22 protein-coding genes and 2 pseudogenes are annotated in these 23,303 nt (G+C 35.0%); 17 read left to right on the top strand and 7 right to left on the bottom strand.

The window, feature by feature from the left end; genetic code table 11:
* Positions 1 to 10 precede the first annotated feature (10 nt).
* A complete protein-coding gene (lexA, locus tag A9G32_RS10210; protein WP_065591009.1) occupies positions 11 to 637 on the bottom strand; it encodes a transcriptional repressor LexA in 627 nt (208 codons plus the stop codon).
* A gap of 256 nt (positions 638 to 893) precedes the next feature.
* On the opposite strand from lexA, the gene coaE reads away from it, so the two are divergent.
* The 4 genes from coaE to tsaD are packed head-to-tail and all read left to right on the top strand — an operon-like array spanning position 894 to position 3,512.
* Positions 894 to 1,499, top strand: a complete 606-nt coding sequence (coaE, locus tag A9G32_RS10205; RefSeq protein WP_065591010.1) for a dephospho-CoA kinase — start codon at positions 894 to 896, stop codon at positions 1,497 to 1,499.
* 5 nt (positions 1,500 to 1,504) lie between these two features.
* Positions 1,505 to 2,242, top strand: coding sequence for a cell division protein ZapD (gene zapD, locus A9G32_RS10200; protein ID WP_034911364.1), 738 nt, complete (start codon positions 1,505 to 1,507; stop codon positions 2,240 to 2,242).
* Between the two features lie 29 nt (positions 2,243 to 2,271).
* Positions 2,272 to 2,487, top strand: a complete 216-nt coding sequence (yacG, locus tag A9G32_RS10195; RefSeq protein WP_065591011.1) for a DNA gyrase inhibitor YacG — start codon at positions 2,272 to 2,274, stop codon at positions 2,485 to 2,487.
* The gene (tsaD, locus tag A9G32_RS10190) at positions 2,487 to 3,512 is read left to right on the top strand and encodes a tRNA (adenosine(37)-N6)-threonylcarbamoyltransferase complex transferase subunit TsaD (RefSeq protein ID WP_065591012.1); all 1,026 of its coding nucleotides are present in this window, start codon (positions 2,487 to 2,489) and stop codon (positions 3,510 to 3,512) included. The genes yacG and tsaD overlap by 1 nt, the downstream gene beginning before the upstream one ends.
* A 103-nt stretch (positions 3,513 to 3,615) precedes the next feature.
* On the opposite strand, the gene A9G32_RS10185 is transcribed toward tsaD, so the two are convergent.
* Entirely contained in the window at positions 3,616 to 3,972 is a 357-nt protein-coding gene (locus A9G32_RS10185; protein ID WP_194240423.1) for a DUF4282 domain-containing protein, read from the bottom strand.
* A gap of 118 nt (positions 3,973 to 4,090) precedes the next feature.
* Here A9G32_RS10185 and ycaO point away from each other — a divergent pair, with 118 nt between their 5' ends.
* Positions 4,091 to 5,857: a 30S ribosomal protein S12 methylthiotransferase accessory factor YcaO gene (gene ycaO / locus A9G32_RS10180; RefSeq protein WP_065591013.1), complete on the top strand. Its 1,767-nt coding sequence runs from the start codon at positions 4,091 to 4,093 to the stop codon at positions 5,855 to 5,857.
* Between the two features lie 61 nt (positions 5,858 to 5,918).
* Here the strand turns inward: ycaO and A9G32_RS10175 are convergent, their stop codons facing one another.
* Positions 5,919 to 6,749 (bottom strand): shikimate 5-dehydrogenase, encoded by an 831-nt coding sequence (locus tag A9G32_RS10175; protein ID WP_065591014.1) that lies wholly within the window; start codon positions 6,747 to 6,749, stop codon positions 5,919 to 5,921.
* 70 nt (positions 6,750 to 6,819) lie between these two features.
* On the opposite strand from A9G32_RS10175, the gene A9G32_RS10170 reads away from it, so the two are divergent.
* From A9G32_RS10170 to mltG, 3 genes are all read left to right on the top strand, one after another.
* Entirely contained in the window at positions 6,820 to 7,149 is a 330-nt protein-coding gene (locus A9G32_RS10170) for a nitrous oxide-stimulated promoter family protein (RefSeq protein ID WP_034911385.1), read from the top strand.
* Between the two features lie 206 nt (positions 7,150 to 7,355).
* Positions 7,356 to 8,456 (top strand): alanine racemase, encoded by a 1,101-nt coding sequence (gene alr / locus A9G32_RS10165; RefSeq protein ID WP_065591015.1) that lies wholly within the window; start codon positions 7,356 to 7,358, stop codon positions 8,454 to 8,456.
* A complete protein-coding gene (gene mltG, locus A9G32_RS10160) occupies positions 8,449 to 9,471 on the top strand; it encodes an endolytic transglycosylase MltG (protein ID WP_065591016.1) in 1,023 nt (340 codons plus the stop codon). The genes alr and mltG overlap by 8 nt, the downstream gene beginning before the upstream one ends.
* 73 nt (positions 9,472 to 9,544) lie before the next feature.
* Here mltG and A9G32_RS13710 read toward each other — a convergent pair.
* Positions 9,545 to 9,853, bottom strand: a pseudogene (locus A9G32_RS13710) (YqcC family protein); the annotation flags it as partial.
* Between the two features lie 21 nt (positions 9,854 to 9,874).
* Positions 9,875 to 10,423: pseudogene (gene ampD, locus A9G32_RS13705) on the bottom strand (1,6-anhydro-N-acetylmuramyl-L-alanine amidase AmpD); the annotation flags it as partial.
* Positions 10,424 to 10,623: 200 nt separating this feature from the next.
* Here ampD and ppdD point away from each other — a divergent pair.
* The 5 genes from ppdD (at position 10,624) to A9G32_RS10130 (ending at position 15,494) form a co-directional block, all read left to right on the top strand.
* On the top strand, positions 10,624 to 11,055 hold the full coding sequence (gene ppdD / locus A9G32_RS10150; RefSeq protein ID WP_065591018.1) for a prepilin peptidase-dependent pilin: 432 nt from the start codon (positions 10,624 to 10,626) through the stop codon (positions 11,053 to 11,055).
* Positions 11,056 to 11,094: 39 nt separating this feature from the next.
* A complete protein-coding gene (locus A9G32_RS10145) occupies positions 11,095 to 12,204 on the top strand; it encodes an ATPase, T2SS/T4P/T4SS family (RefSeq protein WP_065591019.1) in 1,110 nt (369 codons plus the stop codon).
* Positions 12,201 to 13,376, top strand: a complete 1,176-nt coding sequence (hofC, locus tag A9G32_RS10140; RefSeq protein ID WP_065591020.1) for a protein transport protein HofC — start codon at positions 12,201 to 12,203, stop codon at positions 13,374 to 13,376. Before A9G32_RS10145 ends, hofC begins: the two co-directional genes overlap by 4 nt.
* Entirely contained in the window at positions 13,376 to 14,125 is a 750-nt protein-coding gene (locus tag A9G32_RS10135; RefSeq protein WP_065591021.1) for a prepilin peptidase, read from the top strand. Before hofC ends, A9G32_RS10135 begins: the two co-directional genes overlap by 1 nt.
* Positions 14,126 to 14,336: 211 nt before the next feature.
* A complete protein-coding gene (locus A9G32_RS10130; protein ID WP_065591022.1) occupies positions 14,337 to 15,494 on the top strand; it encodes a M20 aminoacylase family protein in 1,158 nt (385 codons plus the stop codon).
* A 68-nt stretch (positions 15,495 to 15,562) separates the two neighbouring features.
* On the opposite strand, the gene ygfZ is transcribed toward A9G32_RS10130, so the two are convergent.
* Positions 15,563 to 16,438, bottom strand: coding sequence for a tRNA-modifying protein YgfZ (gene ygfZ, locus A9G32_RS10125; RefSeq protein WP_065591023.1), 876 nt, complete (start codon positions 16,436 to 16,438; stop codon positions 15,563 to 15,565).
* 284 nt (positions 16,439 to 16,722) lie between these two features.
* On the opposite strand from ygfZ, the gene ilvI reads away from it, so the two are divergent.
* A complete protein-coding gene (ilvI, locus tag A9G32_RS10120; RefSeq protein WP_065591024.1) occupies positions 16,723 to 18,441 on the top strand; it encodes an acetolactate synthase 3 large subunit in 1,719 nt (572 codons plus the stop codon).
* Entirely contained in the window at positions 18,441 to 18,935 is a 495-nt protein-coding gene (gene ilvN / locus A9G32_RS10115) for an acetolactate synthase small subunit (RefSeq protein WP_065591025.1), read from the top strand. Before ilvI ends, ilvN begins: the two co-directional genes overlap by 1 nt.
* A 230-nt stretch (positions 18,936 to 19,165) precedes the next feature.
* Here the strand turns inward: ilvN and A9G32_RS10110 are convergent, their stop codons facing one another.
* Positions 19,166 to 19,543, bottom strand: coding sequence for a DUF5362 family protein (locus tag A9G32_RS10110; RefSeq protein ID WP_065591026.1), 378 nt, complete (start codon positions 19,541 to 19,543; stop codon positions 19,166 to 19,168).
* 120 nt (positions 19,544 to 19,663) lie between these two features.
* On the opposite strand from A9G32_RS10110, the gene dusA reads away from it, so the two are divergent.
* Together dusA and rep are read left to right on the top strand one after the other, a co-directional pair.
* On the top strand, positions 19,664 to 20,590 hold the full coding sequence (gene dusA, locus A9G32_RS10105) for a tRNA dihydrouridine(20/20a) synthase DusA (protein WP_081296821.1): 927 nt from the start codon (positions 19,664 to 19,666) through the stop codon (positions 20,588 to 20,590).
* A gap of 104 nt (positions 20,591 to 20,694) precedes the next feature.
* Entirely contained in the window at positions 20,695 to 22,710 is a 2,016-nt protein-coding gene (rep, locus tag A9G32_RS10100; RefSeq protein WP_034914733.1) for a DNA helicase Rep, read from the top strand.
* The last annotated feature ends 593 nt before the right edge of the window (positions 22,711 to 23,303 follow it).

Here is a 23,303-nt window from a genome sequence, read left to right as displayed (position 1 = left end):
ATGAGTTTGCTTACATCCAAGATCCGTTACGAATAATACCAACCGCTAATCCTTCAATAGCAAAATTTTGCTGTTCTAAATCAACTTTGATTGGCGAAAACTCGGCATTTTCGGCAAGAAGATGTACATGCTTGCCTTTACGCGACAAGCGTTTAACTGTAACTTCATCATCAATACGAGCTACAACAACTTGTCCATTTTTAACGTCTTGGGTTTTATGTACAGCCAACAAGTCACCGTCAAATATACCAATATCTTTCATTGACATACCTTGCACTCTTAATAAAAAGTCTGCGCGAGGTTTAAATAGTGAAGGATCAACTTGGTAATGGCTTTCAATATGCTCTTGCGCTAATATTGGCGAACCAGCCGCGACTTGTCCAATAAGGGGCAAACCATCCTGTTCGTTTGGCTCAATAGGTGTTTCAAGTAAAAGGCGAATTCCGCGTGATGAGCCGGCGATCATTTCAATTGCGCCTTTTTTAGCTAAGGCTTTCAGATGTTCTTCGGCGGCGTTGGCAGATCGAAACCCCAATTTCTGGGCAATTTCAGCACGTGTAGGTGGCATACCAGTATTTTGAATGTTATCTTTTATTAAATCATAAATCTGTTGTTGGCGCTCAGTTAATGGTCTCATTACATATTCCTGTTTTTATATACAGATATATGTAATTATATACAGCTAATAATATAAAACAACTGTTTTATTTAATTTATTTTTCAATTGGTGGTAAATTTTGGGGGGATTGTTGTTATTATGCGCTAATTTTGTGAATTATTCTGGAAATGCAATAGTTAATTAACAACTGAATCTTTCTCCTTATTAGTGTTATTTAATCAACTTATATATATGTTATAATAAAGCAATTTTTTGTTGGATTGGAATTTGCTTTATGTCTTATGTTGTTGCGCTCAGTGGTGGTATTGCCAGCGGTAAAAGCACTATTGCTGATTTGTTTGCCAAATTAGGCGTGCCTATTATTGATGCAGATATTATTGCAAGGCAAGTTGTGCAACCTGGTAGTTATGCGTTTAACCAAATTGTTAAGCATTTCAGCCAAGAAATTTTACTCGCTAATGGAGAACTTGATCGTAGTCAACTCCGCGAAATTATTTTTAATAATGAGCATGAACGGCTCTGGCTTAATGATTTGTTGCACCCCATCATTCAACAAGAAACTCAAACACAAATTGCTATGCAAAGTAAAATCTATCTAATTTGGGTTGTGCCGTTATTGATTGAAAACAATTTGCATACTTGGGCTGATCGTGTGCTGATAATTGATACCTCATTTTCACTACAATTGGAACGATTAGTAAAAAGGGATAATATTAGTGAATCATTAGCTAAAAAGATGATACAGTCACAAGTATCTTTAAAGAAACGTTTATCTTATGCTGATGATATTATAGTTAATGACGGTAATTTGTTGTCGCTAACAACACAAGTTAATCTACTGCATCAACAATATTTAAATAGCTTTAAAAGTAAGATTTAGAATAGATGAATAATATTATTTTTGAACATCCATTAAATGAAAAAATGCGTACTTGGCTTAGAGTTGAATTTTTATTAAATCAATTAAATGTACATTGTCATTTTAATGACAATAGTGCGTTGATTTTTTTTCATGCATTGTCTGAGTTGTTAGAGATTATTGAGCGTAATGATATTAAAGGTGATTTGGTTAAAGAGCTTGAATCGCAAAAACAAAAGTTAATTTTGTGGTTAAATGTCGAAGGCGTGGATCATGATTTACTCAATGACCTGATTCAGCAATTTGATGATTTTATCGTCCAATTTAATACAATTGGACGTTTAGGACAACCATTAAAAGATGATCGATTTATTACAGCCATTCGTCAACGTTTAATGATTCCGGGGGGATGTTGTAGTTTTGACTTGCCTTCGTTTCATTTATGGCTCAGAATTTCACAAGAAAGGCGTTATAATCAAATAAAAAATTGGTTACAACACTTATCAATACTTGATAAATCTCTAACATGTTATATGCAATTAATTCGACGGTTAGGGGAATTTAGACCATTTGTTTATACCAATAATTTTTTTCAAGAAACAAATGGTGATGTTAATTTGATTCGTATTCGAATTTCTTTAGATAAAAATGTATATCCTCAAGTATCTGGTCATTTGTCGCGTTATAGTATTCGCTTTTTAGCACTTGAGAATTACGATAACGTCAATACTGATGAAATTGAATTTGAATTAGCCTGTTGTTGATTGAATACTGTTATTAAAAAAGAGTTGAAATGAATAAAAATACTACATTTGTTAAGTGCCCAACTTGTCAAAAAGAAGTTGAATGGAGTCAAACTAGTCTTTATCGTCCATTTTGCAGTAAGCGTTGCCAGCTTATCGATTTAGGTGATTGGGCAACCGAAGAGCATCGTATTGCTGATAAAGATATTACCGAACAAGATCTTTGGAGTGAAGAAGATCTTAACGATTTTGCAGGTAGGCATTAATGAAGATCCTTGGTATTGAAACTTCATGTGATGAAACTGGTATAGCCATTTATGATGATGTCAATGGTTTAATTGCAAATCAGCTTTATTCACAAATTAAATTACATGCTGATTATGGAGGTGTGGTGCCAGAGCTGGCATCGCGCGATCATATTCGTAAAACCGTGCCATTAATTCAAGCAGCTTTAAAACAAGCTAATTTAACCGCACACGATATTGATGGGGTTGCCTATACTGCTGGTCCGGGATTGATTGGAGCGTTGATGGTAGGCGCATCGATTGGACGATCGCTTGCTTATGCTTGGAACGTACCAGCTGTTGCAGTTCATCACATGGAAGGCCATTTACTTGCGCCGATGCTTGAAGATAATCCACCTGAATTTCCCTTTGTTGCATTATTAGTTTCGGGGGGACATACACAGCTTATTAGTGTGACTGGTATTGGTAAATATGAACTTATTGGAGAGTCAATTGATGATGCTGCAGGAGAAGCTTTTGATAAAACAGCCAAATTGCTTGGTTTAGATTATCCCGGTGGCGCAAAATTATCAAAATTGGCTGAACAGAGTAGTGGAGCGCGATTCCATTTTCCTAGGCCAATGACTGATCGTCCTGGGCTTGATTTTAGTTTTTCAGGCCTTAAAACAGCCGCAGCTAATATGATTCATCAGCATAGTGATAATAATATTATTGATCCACAAACTAAAGCAGATATTGCTAGAGCATTTGAGGATGCTTTGGTTGATACATTGGTGATTAAAGTAAGACGAGCACTTGAACAAACTAGATTTAAAAATTTAGTAGTTGCTGGTGGGGTAAGTGCTAACAAAACACTGCGTACTAAATTGACTGAGTTGATGCATCAACGAAAAGGAAAAGTTTTTTATCCAAGGCTCGAATTTTGTACCGATAATGGTGCCATGATTGCTTATGCTGGTATGATTCATTTAAAAGAGAGGCAGTATTCAGATTTAGTTATTAGTGTTAAACCAAGATGGCCTCTTAGCGATCTTAATGTTGGTTAACTGATTATTTTGATTTGACAACATGTAAATTAAAATTACATGAAAAATAAAAATGCGGGAATTTGTTCCCGCATTTTTAAGCTATATAGTTAAATAAACGATATTAATTAATAGGATCTGTATCAGAACATTCTTCTTGTTTTTCTGAATTGGTCTTTTCATTAGCTAATTTTTGAATATTTTGATTAATATTAAATAGTACACAAATTAATTCAAAACCAATGCGAGTTGAAATAAAGCCCACAACTAAGGTAACAATGCCAGTGAAAAAAGCAACTAAACCCATAGTAAAGCTATAAGTAAATGCAGCAAAACTACCTAATATCATAGAGAACGCACTAATTCCAATAAGTAATAATGCGATCCAATACACGATTGTGATAAAAGAAGGTGTTAACATTTTATCAAAGAAGAATAAGTCTTTAATGGTAAAGCCTTTAAAGTCTATTTTTTTGTTCATTTTATTTTCTTTTTAGTTGGATTGATTTTATTACTTCTATTTTTTTATATTTGCGTATAAAGTGATAATTTTTGAAAAGCGCAACAATTATAACATAAAATTATTTTGAGATTAACTTATGAAAACTTATATCCCCGGTAAAGATGCTGCTCTTGAAGATTCGATCAACTATTTTCAGCAGCAATTAGCAAAATATGATTTAGAAGTAAAAGAAACTTCTTGGCTAAATCCGGTACCTAATGTGTGGTCAGTGCATATTCAAAATACTAAATGTCCACTGTGCTTTGCTAATGGTAAAGGCGCAAGCAAAAAGGCGGCATTAGCATCGGCTTTAGGAGAGTATTTTGAACGGTTATCAACCAATTACTTTTTTTCAGATTTTTACTTAGGAGAGCAAATAGCGAATGCCGATTTTGTGCATTATCCAAGTGAAAAATGGTTCACTATTCCTGAAGATAATTCCCTACCTAAAGGACTATTATCCAAAGAACTACTTAAGTTTTATGATCCTAATCAGGAATTGAGTGCAACAGATTTAATTGATTTACAATCAAGTAATGGTGATCGAGATATCTGCGCTTTACCATTTGAACAGCAGTCTGACAAAAAAACTATTTATGTGCCAGTTAATTTAATTGCTAATTTATATGCCTCTAATGGAATGTCAGCCGGTAATACTCGTAATGAGGCTCGAGTACAAGGGTTATCTGAAATTTTTGAGCGTTATACTAAAAATAAGATTATAGCCGAAGGCATTAGCTTACCAATTATCCCAACTGAAGTGATTAACCGTTACCCCACCGTTTTAGCTGCAATTGATGCGCTTGAAAGCGAAGGCTTTCCGCTTTACTGTTTTGATGCCTCATTGGGTGGAGAGTTTCCGGTTATTTGTGTAGTGTTATTTAATCCACAAAATGGAACGTGTTACGCCTCATTTGGTGCGCATCCAAATTTTGGCGTTGCGCTTGAAAGAACAGTAACAGAATTACTACAAGGACGCAGTTTAAAAGATCTTGATGTGTTTTCACCTCCAAGTTTTGATAATGATGATATTGCCGACCTTAGCAATTTAGAAACGCATTTTATTGATTCGAGCGGTTTGATTTCATGGGATCTATTTAATGAGCAAGCAGATTACGAATTTGTCGATTGGGACTTTTCCGGTTCAACTGAGCAAGAATTTGCTAATTTGATGGATATTTTTACCCGCCATAATACTGAAGTGTTAATTATGGACTACGAACACCTTGGTGTATATGCTTGCCGAATTCTGGCCGTTGGTATGTCTGAAATTTATCCTCCTGAAGATCTTATAATTGCCAATAGCAATATGGCTATTGGATTACGAGAGCTTATTTTGTCATTACCTTCCCAAAAACGTACAGCTAAACAGTACCTAGCAATTATTGAACAGCTTGATGATGAAGGGCTTGATGATTATGCTCGAATTCGCGAACTGCTAGGCATAGCAACAGGTAACGATAATGCTTGGTTAACTCTTCGCGTTGGCGAGTTAAAAGCAATGCTGGCATTGGCAGGCAAAGACTTAATACAAGCACAACAGTGGATTGATTGGACGATTGAAATGAACGAGTCTATATTCACGCCATCGCGCAATCATGCTTATCGTTGTTTACAGACATTAGTTAATTTTATTTTAGAACGAGACAAAAAACAGTTTAATAACTATCAAGCCGCATTTAATAAAATGTATGGTAAAACCTGTGTTGATGATATGTGGCAATACGCTAATGGTGACAAAACATTTTTTGGTTTAGCTAATTATACGAAAATCGAGAAACAGACCAATAACAATCTAGAACAGTTTGATATGCACCAAAAATTATTAGCTGTATATAATAAATTGCATCAGACAATGTTATAAATTATTAACTTAAATTTTATTTAAATTCCACCGGTGAACACGGTGGAATGAATAACTTTATTTAACCTTGCCTTGCAAATTCTCCTGCTTGCCTTACTAACTCATCGCTCGGGGTTACACCGGTATATAACACAAACTGTTCAAGCGCTTGTAAAACAGCAACATCAGCACCTGAAATAATGATTTTATTTATCTTTTGGGCATATTTTATCATGGGAGTATCAACGGGAAGGGCAACTACATCAAACACAATATCGGCATTTTTTATCATAGTTGTGGGAAATGCAAGCGCCTCAGACTCAATAGCACCAAGCATACCAATTGGGGTAACATTGATAATCAATTTGGCTTGATGTGGCAATATTTCTTGCTCATCCTTTACCCATTTATAGCCATATCGTTTGGCTAATGCTTCGCCTTTTTGTTGGTTACGTGCGGCAATAATACCATTTTTAAATCCCGCATCATAAAAAGCTCCGATCACCGCATTAGCCATGCCTCCGCTGCCTTTTAATACAAATGGTGTTGTATTATCAATCTTATTTTCTACAATGAGTTTAGCAACGGCAATATAATCAGTGTTATAAGCTTTTAAATGATGGTTGGTGTTAACAATGGTATTTATCGATTGAATAGATTTTACCGAGTCATCTAATTCATCAATAAACTCAATGCAAGCTTCTTTATAAGGCATTGAAATGGCGCAACCTCTAATACCTAAGGCCTTAATGCCATAAATCGCATCTTTCAAATTATTGGTAGTAAAGGCTTTATATAAGTAATTAAGATGGAGTTTTTCGTACAAATAGTTATGAAAGCGAGTACCAAAATTGCTTGGTCTTGCTGAAAGGGACATGCAAACAGTTGTGTCTTTATTGATAATTCTTGCCATTACAACAAATCCTTGTGATCATATTAGATGATTTTATTTTACCACTTTCTTAATTAACGTGTATGTAATTATGGTTGCAAACAATAACGGTCCTAAAATACAGCAAGAAAAAGCAACAGTAAGAGCAATGATCTATTTATATTGCTTTAAACAACATCATAGCCAACATCATCAGTTATGTGAGGAATGCAACGACCTGTTGCAATATGCTATGCAACGCTTAACAATGTGTCGTTTTGGTGAAGAAAAAACGACATGTGAACGTTGCCCTAAACATTGTTATCGTAAAGATTATAAATTAAAAATTAAACAGGTAATGCGTTTTTCTGGTCCAAGAATGTTAATTTATTATCCTACAATGGCATTAAGGCATCTTTATAAAAACTTGGTGAGTAGGTAAGTTATTACCATTATTAACGTCTACTATGACAAAACAAATATTAACTCGTCATAAAGTTAAAATTATGGTTTAGTATATTCTATTGATTAAAAATACTAATTCCCAAAATAGCCCAAAACTTCCACCGATTTGTATACTGTGAAAAATTTGTTATTATTAGAAACAGAATTTAAAATAATGGCTCGATAAGAGTCTGGATCAAAGAAATGTCTATTGCAGTTGTTGAAGTTAATCGTCAAGCAGTTATTCATAATGTTGAGTATCTCAAAAAAATGGCTCCAAATAGTCAACTAGTTGCGATTATAAAAGCCAATGCTTATTCACATGGTAGTGAGGAGATTGCTCAATTATTACATGATAAAGTGAATTATTTTGGTGTATCGCGCCTTACCGAAGCTATGCAATTGCGAAACAATGGTATTAACACACCGATTCTGGCTTTGGAAGGTTTCTTCCCGCATGATGATTTGGATTATTTTATTGATTTTAACATTCAACCAGCTATTCATAGCAAATGGCAAATTGACATATTGCAAACATCCCTCCGTAAAGATCAAATTACCACATGGTTTAAGCTTGATACAGGAATGCATCGTTTAGGTTTTTGTCCTGATGAAGCAAAGGACGAATTTTATCGTTTGGCTAGTTGTTCAGTGGTTTGCAAACCAATTAATATTATGAGTCATTTTAGTTCGGCTGATGATCTCTCTTCAGAGAAAACGTTAAAGCAAATAGAACTATTTGATGAGTTTATTAATTCAATTGATGACAAATCACTTATTGGTAAACGCTCGATTGCTGCATCGGGCGGTATATTAGCCTGGCCAAAAGCTCAGCGAGATGTTGTGCGTCAAGGTATTGCTTTATATGGCGTTTCACCTTTTGATGAATCTATTGCTGAGCTACAACCTGCAATGACGTTTAAATCTGAATTAATTGCGGTACGAAAACACAAAAAAGGTGAATCAGTTGGTTATGGTCAAATTTGGTGTAGCCAGCAAGATACTAAACTAGGTGTGGTTGCAATGGGGTATGGTGATGGTTATCCACGAAATATTCCAGAAAATACTCCTGTTTTGATTAATGGTCGAAAAGTACCAATCGTTGGTCGAGTATCAATGGATATGATTGTAGTTGATTTAGGTATAAATTGTCTTGAAAAACCAGGTGATGAAGTCATATTTTGGGGAGCAGGACTTCCTGTTGAGGAAATCGCAAAGCATACTGGAATTAGTGCTTACGAATTAATAACGCGCTTAACTTCACGCGCAAAAATTCATTATATAGATAAATTAAATTATGATTAAAAAAATATTTTTATACACTTTACTTTCTTTTATATTAATTATTGGCGGCTCGATCAGTATTGGTTATTACTTTTTACAGCAGTTTTCTAAACAACAAATGCAAGTAACCAACGAAAACCAGATGTTTGTTTTGAAAAAAGGCACATCCATGCACCAATTGGTTGCACAAGTTAAAGAAAGTAAATTAATGCATAGTGCTTATTTATTGCCTTATTTGTGTAAATTGAATCCTTCATTGAGATCAATTAAAGCAGGAACTTATCAATTACACCCACATATGACCGTTGAAGAGTTTTTGCAATTATTAGTGTCGGGTAAAGAAAGCAATTTTTCAATTCAATTTGTGGAAGGTAAACGAGCTAAAGATTGGTTAAATATTATTCAAAGTACGCCATACATTGAACAAACATTAGTTGGAAAAACAGATGAAGAAATTGCTAAGTTATTAGGCATTGAAGGATCAATTGAAGGTTGGTTATCGCCTGATACTTACCTTTATACCGCAGACACTTTAGATATTAATATCCTAAAACGTGCGCATATGACGATGAAAAGTAATTTGCAAAAAATTTGGGATAATCGGGATAGTAATCTTCCTTATCAATCCCCTTATGAATTACTGATTATTGCATCAATTATTGAGAAGGAAACAGGTATTAGTTCAGAGCGTGCTAATGTGGCATCGGTATTTGTTAATCGTTTAAGAGCTAAAATGAAGTTACAAACAGATCCAACTATTATTTATGGTTTAGGCGATAACTATAAAGGTACTATTAGGCGCGTTGATTTGACCGATACTGAAAATCCTTATAATACTTATGTTATTGAAGGATTACCACCAACTCCAATTGCAATGCCAAGCATTGCCTCGCTCGAAGCTGCAGCACACCCAGCTAAAACCAATTATCTGTTTTTTGTGGCGAATGGAGCAGGTGGACATACATTCTCAAGTACTTACAGTAACCATCAGCAAGCAGTTAATGAGTATCGTCGAATGAATAGTAGTGGGAATTAAATAAAAATTCAATAAAATCAATGCTCTGTCTGAGCATTTTTTCATGTTTGTTAACTTTAATTATTACCGCATATTAATGCGGTAATTTTTCATAATTAAGTTGCGACAAATCATCAAGTTGCTTAATTAGGTAAAGTAGATGATTAACATCTTGTTCTTGCTCTTTTAGTGCTTCTTCAAAATAAGGGTGTAAGGCAAATTTGGGCAAATTTGTTTTGGCGTCAATCATTGCTTGTATACGTGGAATAAAAATCCATTGTAACCATTCGTGTGCTTGCATGGTATCGATAGCAAAAGGTTCTTGGCTTAAAAATGCATTGGGATTTGGCGGTATAGTTTGCCATAAATCGATTTTTTGTAATTCCTCAATAATTTGGTCAAGTTGATTTAGTAGCTTTTGCCCTTGCGATTTTTGTGTTAATAAATTCTGATAATGTAGCCAATCAAAATAGGGGCCAGGATCTGTTTTTCGATTTGGAGCAATATCGCTATGCCCAGCAATATCTTTGATGGCATAAGTTTGTTGTAATAATAACGTAACGTTTACTAATTGCTGATATTGTTGTTCGGTAAAATTATCGCTATCACATCCTTCCATTTCGATGCCGATCGAAAAATCATTACAATTTTCTTGCCCTTCAAATGCTGATTTTCCTGCATGCCAGGCACGTTTATCAAATGGAACAAATTGAATAATTTCACCATCACGTCGAATAAATAGATGGCTTGATACTTCAAGTTGATGAATCGAAGCAAAGTACGGGTGCTGGTTGGGATCGAGCCGACCAGTAAATAATTGCTCAACATAAGGACCTCCATATTCATTGGGCGGTAAGCTTATATTATGAATAACAAGTAGTGATATCGGTTTATTAATAGGGCGTTCATTATAAAAAGGCGAAACAACTTGCTTTATACCTTGTAACCAGCCATTAACAATTTTTAGGGACATAGTGACTCCACTTATTTGATAAACCGATGTATGGATTTGTCTATTTTGCGATTTGCTTCGCAAAAATTGAACATACAACGTAATAATTAACTACATTAAGGATTTTACTTTCTAATCTTACTTTTTCATTATTATTCCATTTTTTTGTTTTGCTATAAAGGCTCTTAGATTAAATCATTGACTAAAAAATAGAGGTGTTTATGTCTAATCAATCGGGCTTTACGTTATTTGAACTTATGATTGCCATTATTGTTATCGCTATCTTAGCCGCTATCGGTGTTCCTGCTTATCAGGGATATGTAAAAAAAGCCGCAATGACTGATATGTTGCAAACAATGACATCGTATAAAACCGCTGTAGAAATTTGTGCTGTAGAGCAAGGTAGCTTAACCAATTGTAGTAATGGTAATAATGGCGTACCAGCTAGTCGGACATCAAATTATGTTACTTCTATTACGGTTAATAACGGAGTTATTACTTTGGTTGGAACTAGCGCCTTAACAGGGTTAACTACTACACTAACACCAACAATCAATGCTACAAATGGCAATTTAGATTGGAGCCGAGTTTGTACTACATCGCCAAGTGATACCAGTTTAACCAGTGCTTGTGAAGATATTTTTAAATTCTAATGTTTGTATTTAATAATTGACGAATAAGGAACCACCTTTATGCAAGAAGAACAGTTAATTGAAAGTATCGATAAATTGTTACTTGAAGCATTAGATAAGCGTGCTTCGGATATTCATTTTGAGCCTTACCAACATAGCTATCGTATTCGTATGCGCATTGATGGTGTTTTGCACGATATGTTATCACCCCCACTTGCATTAGCGAAACAGATAACAGCAAGATTAAAAATCATGTCTCAACTAAATATAGCTGAACATCGATTACCGCAAGATGGCCAACTCATTATTGATCGTTATACCATGCGTATTTCCACTTTGCCTGTAATGAATGGCGAAAAAATTGTTTTAAGAGTAATGGATAATCATGAATCTGAATTAACCATTAATGATTTAGGGTTAACGGATGCAGATCTGTTAACATTCAAACAAATTTTAGACTACCCACAAGGATTGATTTTAGTTACAGGTCCAACAGGAAGCGGTAAAACGGTGACGTTATATAGTGGATTAAAGCGGTTAAATAAAACCGAACGTAACATCTGTAGTGTCGAAGATCCCATTGAAATTCCTCTAGAGGGTATTAATCAAACTGCGATTAATCTCAAGGCTGGCTTAACATTTGCTATTGTATTGCGTGCTTTACTACGGCAAGATCCTGATGTAATGATGATTGGCGAAATTCGCGATCATGAAACCGCCGAAATTGCAATTCAAGCTGCGCAAACAGGGCATCTAGTATTATCTACATTGCACACTAATTCAAGTGTCGAGGCAATAACACGATTAAAGCAAATGGGGATAGAAAATTATCTATTGTCATCAAGTTTAAAATTAATTATTGCTCAGCGGTTAGTTCGAAAATTGTGCTCACACTGCAAAGTTGTGGCGAGTGATTTAGTTAAGCTAGGCAATGAATACGAACCGCATTATTTAGCTTCAGGATGCCCAAATTGTATTGGCGGTTATAAAGGACGAATTGGGTTATACGAGTTTTTAGTTATCACGCCCGATATTCAACAACAAATATTAGCCAATCAAACTATTTTACCTTCAAATATGACTTCGCTAAAAATAGCAGGACAAAAATTAGTGAGGCAGGGCGTGACAACATTAGCTGAATTAAATCGAGTCTTGGGTGATACAGCGTGAAACGGCTCTATTATTGGTATGATGTTGATTTTAATCAACACAAAATTATTGCCGAATCATCACAGGCTATTAAAAGGCAGCTATTGTTGCAAGGTAAAATAGCCATTAAGATTAAAGCCGGTAAAATTATCACCCCACACAGTTTTAATCGTACAGATCTGCTGATGATTACCAAACAATTAGCTACCATGCTAAAGGCGGGATTATCTATTATTGATACATTACAATTGCTTGCTCAAGAACAAGCTAAACCGCATTGGCAATATTTGTTACTTGATATTAAACAACAAATAGCTAAAGGCGAATTTTTATCTCAAGTATTGCAGCAACATCAATCGGTGTTTTCCTCTTTGTATTGTGAGATTATAGCAACAGGCGAACTGACAGGACAGCTTGATGAAAGCTTTGAGCAGTTAGCATTATTGCTTGAAAAATCAATCAAACTACAAAAAAGCATAAAAAAGGCAATGCGTTATCCGTTGTTTTTATTATTGATTGCAATGATGGCAAGTTTGGTGATGTTATTATTTGTTTTACCAAAATTTTCAGATATTTATCAAAATTTCGATGCTGAACTACCAGCTTTTACACAAGGTGTTATTGATTTTTCGAGTTATTTGCAACAAAGCTGGTTAATTTGGTGTATCGTATTTTTTATTAGTTATTTTTGTTATCAGCGCTATTTAAAAGTGCGTTATCGACGTAAAATCGAAATGATAGTAATAAAATTTCCCTTTATTGGAAAAATTATTCAAACCACTTGCTTAACTCAGATTTTCCAAACAATTGGAATCACTCAAAAAGCAGGTATACCATTATTGACTGGTTTAACTGCGGCGGCTAATACTACTAATTATTTTCTTTATCGTGATAGTATTTCGCAAATTATTGTAGGCATTGAGCAAGGGCTTTCATTTAGCCATGTATTGCATGGGCAACGATATTTTCCTAATTTATGTTCACAGTTAATTCATGTGGGGGAGGAGTCAGGCACACTAGATTTAATGCTCGATAAATTAGCAACTTATTATCAAGAACAAAATCAAACCTTAACCGATAATTTATCGCAAGCATTTGAGCCATTATTAATGCTTATTTTGTCTTTAATTATTGGCAGTTTAATTGTGGCTATGTATTTACCGATATTCCAAATGGGCGATGTAATTCACTAATGTTAGTATTTATTATTAACTATTTAGGTCTTTGTATCGGTAGCTTTGTTTATGTTGCTTATTATCGTTATTTGCCAACACTGACATCATACCAATATTTATGTCGAATTAGTTTTCATCGATCTGCTTGCCCACATTGTCATAGTAAGCTGAAAGCTTGGCAATTGATACCGATTATTTCTTGGTTAATATTAAAACGACGTTGTTATTACTGCGATACCAATATTTCATGCCAATATCTTATTGTTGAATTATTTGTCGCTGTTTTATTTACTTTTATCTATATTGATAAAAGCATCAATTATCAAAGCGGTATTTTAATGATTCTTGGTTGTTATTTTTTACTTTTAGCTTTAATCGATTTTAAATACTATTTATTGCCAGATTTGTTTACCCAACCATTAATGTGGACAGGTGTAATGCTTGCCTATTTTGATTTGGCAAACATCGTTTTAACCGATGCTTTGCTAGGTATCTTTTGGGGATATCTATTATTAAAAATACCTGCTACTTTATTTTATTTGGTATTTAAAAAACAGGGATTAGGGGGAGGCGATATCAAATTGCTTGCCGCTCTTGGTGCTTGGTTGCCTTATACATCATTACCAATGTTATTATTTTTTGCTTCCCTATTGGGGATTATATATTCTCTTTTTTTGCGATATGTGATCAATGAACCAAAATCAAAAGTTATTCCATTTGGCCCTTTCTTATTAATTTCTGGTTATGTGATTTATTATTTCTGTTAAAAAGTTTCAGTAAAATAGGTGTTTTAATCAATTTATTGTTAATCAATAAGTGTTAAAAGTGCATAAATGTATTATTTTTTCATTAAATGCAATATATAACTAAAATTGATATCCATAGTAAAAATAGTTATTTTTATAAAAGTGAAAATCGCGTTATAGTGTTAGCTAGGTTTGTTGAACCGCAGGTTATTCACCTACTAAGGAATTACTTATGATATCTAATAGTATTAATCAATTAAAAACCGAAATGATAACATGGCGCCATCATATTCACGCCCATCCAGAAACAGCCTTTGAAGAGGTTAAAACCACGCAATTTATTATCGAAAAGTTACAATCCTTTGGTATTACCGAGTTATATACTGATTTTGCTCCAACAGGAGTTGTTGGTATTATTAAAGGTAATCGTGATGGACGATGGATTGCTCTGCGAGCTGATATAGATGCATTAGATATTATTGAAGAAAATAATATTAATTATTGCTCAACCATTTCTGGCAAAATGCATGGGTGTGGTCATGATGGGCATACTGCAATGTTACTAGGAACGGCTAAATATCTTAGTGAACACCGTGATTTTGCTGGTACTGTTGTTCTTATTTTTCAACCAGCTGAAGAAAACGAAGGCGGAGCCAGAGTCATGGTTGAAAATGGTTTATTTGAACAATTTCCGATTGAAGCAGTATATGGCATGCATAATCAACCTAATATGGAGTTAAATCACTTTTATATTAATCATGGCCCAATGATGGCATCGTATGATGTATTTGAGATCAAAATAACAGGTGTTGGTGCTCATGCCGCTGCGCCTCATCTAGGAAAAGATACAATTTTGACAGCTACGCAAATCGTAAATGGATTACAAAGTATTGTGAGTCGTAATGCTGATCCTTTAAGTTCATTGGTAGTTAGCGTAACGCAAATTCATAGTGGCGATACTTGGAATGTGTTACCACAGGAAGCGGTTATTCGCGGTACTGTTAGAACATTTAGTGCACAAGTACAAGATATGGCTGAAAATCGTATTAAACAAATAGCAACAGGTATTGCCACAACATTTGGAGCCAAGGCGGAAGTAGATTATCAACGCCGTTACCCAGCTACCATCAATTACGCTAAACAAGCTGATATTGCTATTGCAGCTGCTAAACAAGTTGTGGGACAAGATAACTTAATTATTGATCCTCTCCCTTCAATGGGTTCAGAAGATTTTGCTTTTATGCTACAAAAAATCCCTGGTGTTTATGTATGGTTGGGCGCTGGTAAAGGGGCTAATTTGCATAATCCAGCTTTTAACTTTAATGATGAAGTGTTAACAACTGGTGTAAGCTATTTTGTTGAAATAGTTAATCAAGAACTTACTAACTAAGTTAAAACGATATTCCAACGACAGCTGGAATAAACGTTGCGTTATTCCAGCTTATTAGTCGAAAACAATTAAAATGTCATTCGGCTATTGTCATTTCCATATACTCTAAATGGCGTATTTAAATCAATTCCATTATTAAGTACCACTTGGACACAAACACCGTCTTTTTCGTCTAGTTTTGCCGCAGCTAACACAAGTCCCCCTTCTCGCCAACCACCGGCAAGTTTATACTCAAGCGTACTGCCTATTTTAGGTAAAACATCACTCGTACCCTTTATTACATACATCCCACGAGTATTTGCTCCACGGAATTGTGCTCTAGCTACCATTTCCTGACCACAGTAACAACCTTTTTCAAAGCTGATTGCGTCATAAGATTGCAAATTACAGGCTTGTGGTAATAATATTGCCATATTGTCATTATCAATGATAGGGTAACCAGCTTGCAGATCAAGTTTTAGCCAGTCGCTACATGGATGTAAATCTTCAGAAATAGGCTCCGGCGTTACCATAATAATACGCATTTGCGGTAAAGGTAGTTTGATATAGGTGATATTATTTTCAGTAAAACAGTTTTTATTACTTAATTTTTCTGCGATTCCAGAGGGGATCGCATCTCCAACCAAGCCGACCATATTTAGATCTTCGACTGGTTCGATAGTTACTTTAGAAAAAACAGCGTATTTTGTTAGTTCGGCAATCTGTTTTTTAACAACACTTTTACGCTCAATATAGTAAATATCATTACCTCGTTGAAATAACAATAAAGTACTCCACATTCTGCCTTTACTGTCGCAATGAGCAGCATAAAGCGTAGATTTTTCTGAAAGTCGGTTAATATCGTTAGTTATTTGACCTTGCAAGAAAGCTCGGTTATCCTCACCTGTAACTTTAACTAATTGCCAGTCAGCAAGAGAGGTTGGTTTAGAAGAAATATTGCTCATATTTGTACCTTTGGGTGAAGAAGAATCCTAGTACCGTTATGGCTAGAAATACTTATCTCCTGAGTTTATATAAAAAATAAAAAAATAACAATAAAATCAATTAGCAATATTTAAATAAAATAGATAGATTACGGATATTATTCATAATATTTTAAAAAATAATTTTATTTGTGGATAATTTTTTCAGTAAAACACTTAGTTAATTGACTTTAATTGATTTTGTTTATAAGTTGATGCAAAATAAACCACTAAATGACTAATCAGTTACATTGGAGACAACAACCATGGCAAAACTGTCAGGCGCAGAGATGGTTATTCAATCTTTGATTGACCAAGGAGTAAAACAGATATTTGGCTATCCCGGTGGTAGTGTTCTTGATATTTATGATGCCATTCACACGTTAGGTGGTATTGAACATATATTAGTTCGCCATGAACAAGCTGCGGTACATATGGCCGATGGTTATGCTAGAGCAACAGGGAATGTTGGCGTTGTTTTAGTTACATCAGGCCCTGGGGCAACAAACACTATTACTGGTATTGCAACAGCTTACATGGATTCGGTTCCACTGGTTATATTGTCTGGACAAGTTGCCAGTAACCTAATTGGTAATGATGCATTTCAAGAATGTGACATGATCGGAATTTCGCGTCCGATTGTTAAACACAGTTTTTTAGTCAAAGATAGTAAAGATATTCCAGAAACTATCAAAAAAGCATTTTATATTGCTTCGACAGGTAGGCCTGGTCCAGTCGTTATCGATCTACCAAAAGATATTGTTAATCCAGCTAACAAATATAATTATCATTATCCAAAATCAGTTTTAATGCGATCTTACAATCCAACGATTCAAGGTCATAAAAAACAGATCAAAAAAGCATTAACCACGTTGTTATCGGCTAAAAAACCGGTGTTATTTATTGGTGGTGGGGTTATTGCCGCCGATGCTAGTGGCGAAATTAAAACACTTGCAGAAAAATTAAACTTACCTGTCGCTTCAACGTTAATGGGTATTAGTGCTTTTCCGGGAACCGATAAACATTATCTTGGTATGATAGGCATGCACGGTGTTTATGAAGCTAATATGGCCATGCATAATGCCGATGTAATTTTTGCAATCGGTGCACGTTTTGATGATCGAACAACCAATAATGTTGAAAAATATTGTCCAAAAGCCAAAATTATTCATGTTGATATCGATCCGACTTCTATTTCAAAAACTATATCTGCTTCAATTCCTGTAGTTGGTGATGCAAAAGTTGTTCTTGAAACGTTGCTGTCTATGTTAGATGAGTTAAATACAGAACGTGATCTTGACGCATTAATTGATTGGTGGAAACAGATAGAACACTGGCGATCACGTCACTGCTTAGCTTATAACCATGAAGGGCAAAGCATTAAACCACAAGAAGCGATACAAGTGTTATATAAATTAACCAAAGGTGATGCATTTGTGACGACCGATGTCGGTCAACATCAAATGTTTACTGCGCTTTATTACCCATTTGATAAACCTCGTCACTTTATCACATCTGGTGGGCTAGGCACGATGGGATTTGGTTTGCCAGCAGCGCTGGGAGTCAAATTGGCATATCCTAAAAAAACCGTTGTATGTGTAACAGGCGATGGTAGTATCCAAATGAATATTCAAGAATTATCAACCGCATTGCAATATGGCTTACCAGTACTGGTTTTAAATTTGAACAACCGCTTCTTAGGCATGGTTAAACAGTGGCAAGATATGATTTATTCTGGACGCCATTCAAGTTCTTATATGGAATCTCTACCTGATTTTGCTAAAATTGCAGAAGCCTATGGTCATGTTGGTATGGTAATAACAAAGCGTGAGGAACTAGAATCTAAACTGAAACAAGCACTGGCAATCAAAAACCGTTTAGTTTTTGTTGATGTTATGACTGATGCGACTGAACATGTATATCCAATGCAAGTTCGAGGTGGTGCAATGAACGAAATGTGGCTTAGTAAAACGGAGAGAACCTAATGCGTTATATATTATCAATCTTAACCGAAAACGAACCAGGCGCATTATCACGAATTATCGGCTTGTTTTCGCAACGTGGTTTTAATATCGAAACTATCACCACTGCGCAGACTGAAGATCCAACCATGCACCGCATGACGATTCAGACCTCGGGTGATGAGCATGTGATTGAACAGATCCAAAAGCAATTGCATAAACTTGTTAATGTTTACCGTGTTCATGATTTAACCGAAGGCCCGCATGTAGAGCGTGAAATCATGCTAGTAAAAGTAGAAGCAAAAGGTTCACAAGCACGTGATGAAGTTAAACGTTGTGCCGATATTTTTAGAGGATCGATCGTAGATGTTACTGCAACACATTATATTGTACAACTATCGGGTACTAGCGAAAAACTAGATTCATTTTTATCCTCAATTCGTGAAACATGCAATATTATCGAAACCGTCCGTTCAGGAATTATTGGCTTATCACGTAGTGAAAAAACAGTTAAATAGCCACATTTATAGTTAACATATTTATTAAGGCACATTGTGCGCCTTAATTTTGTTAACAATACTAAGACTGTTGATTTCTCAATCAAAAGGCATAAAGATGTTGCCATATTTTAATCTCGCCAAAAATTAACAATAGCAACTCGTTATGCTTAGAACAATGCTACTAGATACTTACTTGAAAAAGTGCCAAAATTAGAAGATCAGTAGTCTTTAGATTAAAGTAATAATTGTTAGTAATAACCATTACTGTATGTAACAAGAATAGAAATAATAATTACAATGTATAAAACAATAAATATAATCGAAGCGATAAATGTAATTAGAAAATATTTCCAATAGCCATAAATATTTTCTATAGCATCAACGATATCGTCTCCTTTTCGAAGACTTGCAGCTAAGCTAAATGCACTTCCCGATTTGAAAAGTTTGGCTCCAGCAAAAATTTGTGGGATGCCAACAATAGCAGTAATTATTCCTAGACATGTAAAAGCGCCAGCAATTATAAAAATAACACCAAAAACTTGTTGCATAGTAGCGATAAAACGCATATGTTTTATTAATAATTCAGTTATTTGAAAAGAAATTGTATTTGTTTGATTTGTATTCATTTTTATTCCTTATATTATTGCTCTATTTGAACGTGGCGAATAAAATAGCATTTTTTAAATTAATGTCGAGGTAATTTTTTGCATAATAGTTCAAGTTTAAATCGTTTTTCTATTGCCCCAATGTTAGATTGGACAGATAAACATTGCCGTTATTTTCATCGAATTTTAACAAAAAAAACATTGCTATATACCGAAATGGTGACTACAGGCGCAATTTTATTTGGGAAAGGTGATTATTTAGCTTTCAACAATGAAGAACATCCACTTAGCCTGCAACTAGGCGGTAGCGATCCTAACGCATTAGCGCAATGTGCAAAATTAGCGCAAGAACGTGGTTATGACGAAATCAACTTAAATGTGGGATGTCCATCGGATCGCGTACAAAATGGTATGTTTGGTGCTTGTTTAATGGGAAATCCAAATTTGGTTGCCGATTGTATCGCTCAGATGCAAGATCAAGTTGATATTCCCGTCACGGTAAAAACAAGAATTGGTATTGATGATTGCGATAGCTATACTTTTTTGTGTCAATTTATTGAAAAGGTAATGCCTTACACCAAAACATTTATTGTACATGCGCGCAAAGCATGGTTATCAGGGGTAAGCCCAAAGGAAAATCGTGAAGTTCCGCCACTTGACTATGAACGTGTTTATAAATTGAAACAAGATTATCCTAATTTAACTATAGCCATCAATGGTGGCATAAAAACAATTGATGAAATAAAATGCCATTTACAGCATGTTGATGGTGTGATGGTTGGGCGAGAGGCATATCAAAATCCACTGTTACTTACTGAAATTGATACGCAAATTTTTGGCACAAATGCTCCCGTCATTGATCCCCTATCTGCTATTCAAGCACTTTACCCTTATATCGAACAACAGCTAATGCAAGGTGCGCAACTTAACCATATTATGCGGCATACTTTAGGTATATTTAATGGACGTAAAGGAGCAAGGCAATGGCGGCGTTATCTTAGCGAAAATGCGCATAAAAAAGGGGCAGGGGTCGAGGTTGTTGAACAGGCTTTAACATTCATCAAATAATATTTAACAAAATAGCAATTTTATTTGCTCAATAATGACGCTAATTGCGCGCTGCTAGTATATCGTTATATACTAGCTCACATTTTTCCTAATGGTTTTATTCTGTGCGTTTAAATTCAAGTCAACAAAAAGCCGTTGAATATGTTTCAGGACCGTGTCTTGTTTTAGCTGGGGCAGGTTCTGGCAAAACTCGGGTTATTATTAACAAAATTTCCTATTTAATTCGTGTTAAAGAATATTTACCACGCCATATTGTTGCAGTTACCTTTACGAATAAAGCCGCACGCGAAATGAAAGAACGTATAGCCCAAGCACTTAGTAAACAAGAAGCAAGAGGGCTTAAAATATCAACATTTCATACGCTAGGATTGGATATTATTCGCCGAGAGTATACTCATCTGGGAATTAAATCTAATTTCTCATTATTTGATGATCATGATCAAACAGCGCTACTCAAGGAACTAACTCATCAATGGTTAGAAGATGATAAGGATCTGATTAATCAATTACGCTCAACAATCTCAAATTGGAAAAATGATCTTGTTGATTCAACTATTGCGATGGCAAGAGCGCAGACGAATAAAGAGAAACTATTTGCTCACTGTTATCAATTGTATGAAAAACAATTAAAAGCTTGCAGTATATTAGATTTTGATGATCTTATATTATTGCCCACACTCTTATTAAAAACCAACGAAGAAGTTCGCGAAAAATGGCAAAACAAAGTTCGTTATTTGTTGGTTGATGAATATCAAGACACAAACACAAGTCAGTACGAATTTATCAAATTACTAGTTGGTAACCGAGCTAAATTTACTGTTGTTGGTGATGATGATCAGTCTATTTACTCTTGGCGTGGTGCACGACCACAAAATTTAGTATTACTTAAACAAGATTTTCCTAATTTAGAAGTGATCAAATTAGAACAAAATTACCGATCATCGGGTCGAATTTTAAAAGTGGCGAATATCTTAATCGAAAATAATCCACATATCTTTGAAAAAAAACTTTTCTCAGAACTGGGTTATGGTGAAACATTAAAAGTTATTTCAGCCGATAGCGAAGAGCATGAAGCCGAAAAAGTTATTAATCACCTTATTGGCCATCGTTTTGCGCATAACAGTCAATATGGTCAATACGCTATCTTATATCGTGGCAATCATCAGGCACGACTAATTGAAAAGATACTCATGCAATATCGGATACCGTATCGAATCTCTGGCGGTACATCATTTTTTGCTCGAATTGAAATTAAAGATTTAATGGCATATTTGCGATTATTAACTAATCCAGATGATGATAATGCGTTTATTCGTATTATCAACACACCAAAACGAGAAATTGGTCCAGCAACTATTCAAAAACTTGGCGAATGGGCTAATCATCGAGGTGTTAGTTTATATCAAGCAAGCCATGATATGGGGTTGACCCAATTGCTTTCAGGTAAACGTATGGAGTCATTACAAGAATTCATACATTGGTTTGATGCCCTTATTCAAAAATCTCATACTGAACCCATGGAAGCAATTTATGAACTTCTACACGGGATTCATTATGAGAGCTGGATTTATGAAACCTCATCATCCCCAACATCTGGGCAAATGCGCATGCGCAATGTAGAACAATTGGTCAGTTGGTTAAATGATATGTTGCAAGGTGATGATATTGATGAAGCAATGACACTTGAACAAGCTGTCGCGAGATTTACTTTGCGTGATATGTTAGAACGTAACGAGTCCGAAGAAGAACTCGACCAAGTACAACTTATGACACTACATGCATCTAAAGGATTAGAGTTTCCTTATGTCTACTTGATTGGCATGTCCGAAGGTTTATTACCTCATCAAACTAGCATTGATGAAGATAACATTGAAGAAGAGCGCCGTTTAGCTTATGTTGGTATTACTCGGGCGCAACGAGAACTGACTTTCTCTTTTAGCCGGCAACGTAAACAATTTGGCGAAACACTTCAAGTTGAACCGAGTCGATTTTTATTAGAACTGCCACAAGACGACTTAGAGTGGCAAGATCAGCGTAACGAATTATCACCTGAAAAAAAAATGCAACAAGGGCAAAGTAGGCTAGCCATGCTAAAAGCACAAATTGCCAAGGCTAAGTAATCAAATTTTGACTATTATATGTACGTCTAAATTTCGGACGTGATCACTATTATTAATTTATTCATAAAAAAAAGTACGTCCGAAATTACGATATCAAATATCTCATCTCGCTATAAGTGCTTGATTTAAATAAAAATAAAAATTCAATAAAATCAATGCTCTACCTAAGTCATTTTAGAGCAAAAACACGCCTATGGCACCTCAATGTTAATAAGCCTGCCTTATTAGAGCGTCAAAATATGCCGATAACGAAGTAAAGCTAGCACGCCAAACTGGGCTGTTGGGCGTGTTTGTGTTTTAGATGTTATCAGCAATATTAATCATTACGTAAAAGTCAAAAAGTCCTAAAGGTAACACCATATTTTTATTATAAAATTCACCTATCTATAAAACCGAATCGTTTTCATCTTTACATTTCTTTACAAAAAATCCGTCAAAAAACTAGCCAACTATTTCTAAAACGGTTATACTTTAACCGTTTTAGAAAGGTAAGCTTATTAAATAAGCGAATAATTATAAAAAATCGAAATAAAACAAAATATTACTTGACAGGTGGAGCAAAATGCAGTACCATTTTAGGCACAAGGCACAAG

The organism is Gilliamella sp. Gris3-2, assembly GCF_001690345.1.
In the GTDB taxonomy this organism is placed as follows: Bacteria; Pseudomonadota; Gammaproteobacteria; order Enterobacterales; family Orbaceae; genus Gilliamella; species Gilliamella bombi.
The sequence above is the reverse complement of the archived record's forward strand: the minus strand, read 5'-3'. Positions and strand labels throughout refer to the sequence as shown.

Coding starts and splice junctions, on each gene's coding strand:
- lexA (WP_065591009.1), bottom strand. CDS start 637: ATGAGACCATTAACTGAGCGCCAACAACAGATTTATGATTTAATAAAA.
- coaE (WP_065591010.1), top strand. CDS start 894: ATGTCTTATGTTGTTGCGCTCAGTGGTGGTATTGCCAGCGGTAAAAGC.
- zapD (WP_034911364.1), top strand. CDS start 1,505: ATGAATAATATTATTTTTGAACATCCATTAAATGAAAAAATGCGTACT.
- yacG (WP_065591011.1), top strand. CDS start 2,272: ATGAATAAAAATACTACATTTGTTAAGTGCCCAACTTGTCAAAAAGAA.
- tsaD (WP_065591012.1), top strand. CDS start 2,487: ATGAAGATCCTTGGTATTGAAACTTCATGTGATGAAACTGGTATAGCC.
- A9G32_RS10185 (WP_194240423.1), bottom strand. CDS start 3,972: ATGAACAAAAAAATAGACTTTAAAGGCTTTACCATTAAAGACTTATTC.
- ycaO (WP_065591013.1), top strand. CDS start 4,091: ATGAAAACTTATATCCCCGGTAAAGATGCTGCTCTTGAAGATTCGATC.
- A9G32_RS10175 (WP_065591014.1), bottom strand. CDS start 6,749: ATGGCAAGAATTATCAATAAAGACACAACTGTTTGCATGTCCCTTTCA.
- A9G32_RS10170 (WP_034911385.1), top strand. CDS start 6,820: ATGGTTGCAAACAATAACGGTCCTAAAATACAGCAAGAAAAAGCAACA.
- alr (WP_065591015.1), top strand. CDS start 7,356: ATGTCTATTGCAGTTGTTGAAGTTAATCGTCAAGCAGTTATTCATAAT.
- mltG (WP_065591016.1), top strand. CDS start 8,449: ATGATTAAAAAAATATTTTTATACACTTTACTTTCTTTTATATTAATT.
- ppdD (WP_065591018.1), top strand. CDS start 10,624: ATGTCTAATCAATCGGGCTTTACGTTATTTGAACTTATGATTGCCATT.
- A9G32_RS10145 (WP_065591019.1), top strand. CDS start 11,095: ATGCAAGAAGAACAGTTAATTGAAAGTATCGATAAATTGTTACTTGAA.
- A9G32_RS10135 (WP_065591021.1), top strand. CDS start 13,376: ATGTTAGTATTTATTATTAACTATTTAGGTCTTTGTATCGGTAGCTTT.
- A9G32_RS10130 (WP_065591022.1), top strand. CDS start 14,337: ATGATATCTAATAGTATTAATCAATTAAAAACCGAAATGATAACATGG.
- ygfZ (WP_065591023.1), bottom strand. CDS start 16,438: ATGAGCAATATTTCTTCTAAACCAACCTCTCTTGCTGACTGGCAATTA.
- ilvI (WP_065591024.1), top strand. CDS start 16,723: ATGGCAAAACTGTCAGGCGCAGAGATGGTTATTCAATCTTTGATTGAC.
- ilvN (WP_065591025.1), top strand. CDS start 18,441: ATGCGTTATATATTATCAATCTTAACCGAAAACGAACCAGGCGCATTA.
- A9G32_RS10110 (WP_065591026.1), bottom strand. CDS start 19,543: ATGAATACAAATCAAACAAATACAATTTCTTTTCAAATAACTGAATTA.
- dusA (WP_081296821.1), top strand. CDS start 19,664: ATGTTAGATTGGACAGATAAACATTGCCGTTATTTTCATCGAATTTTA.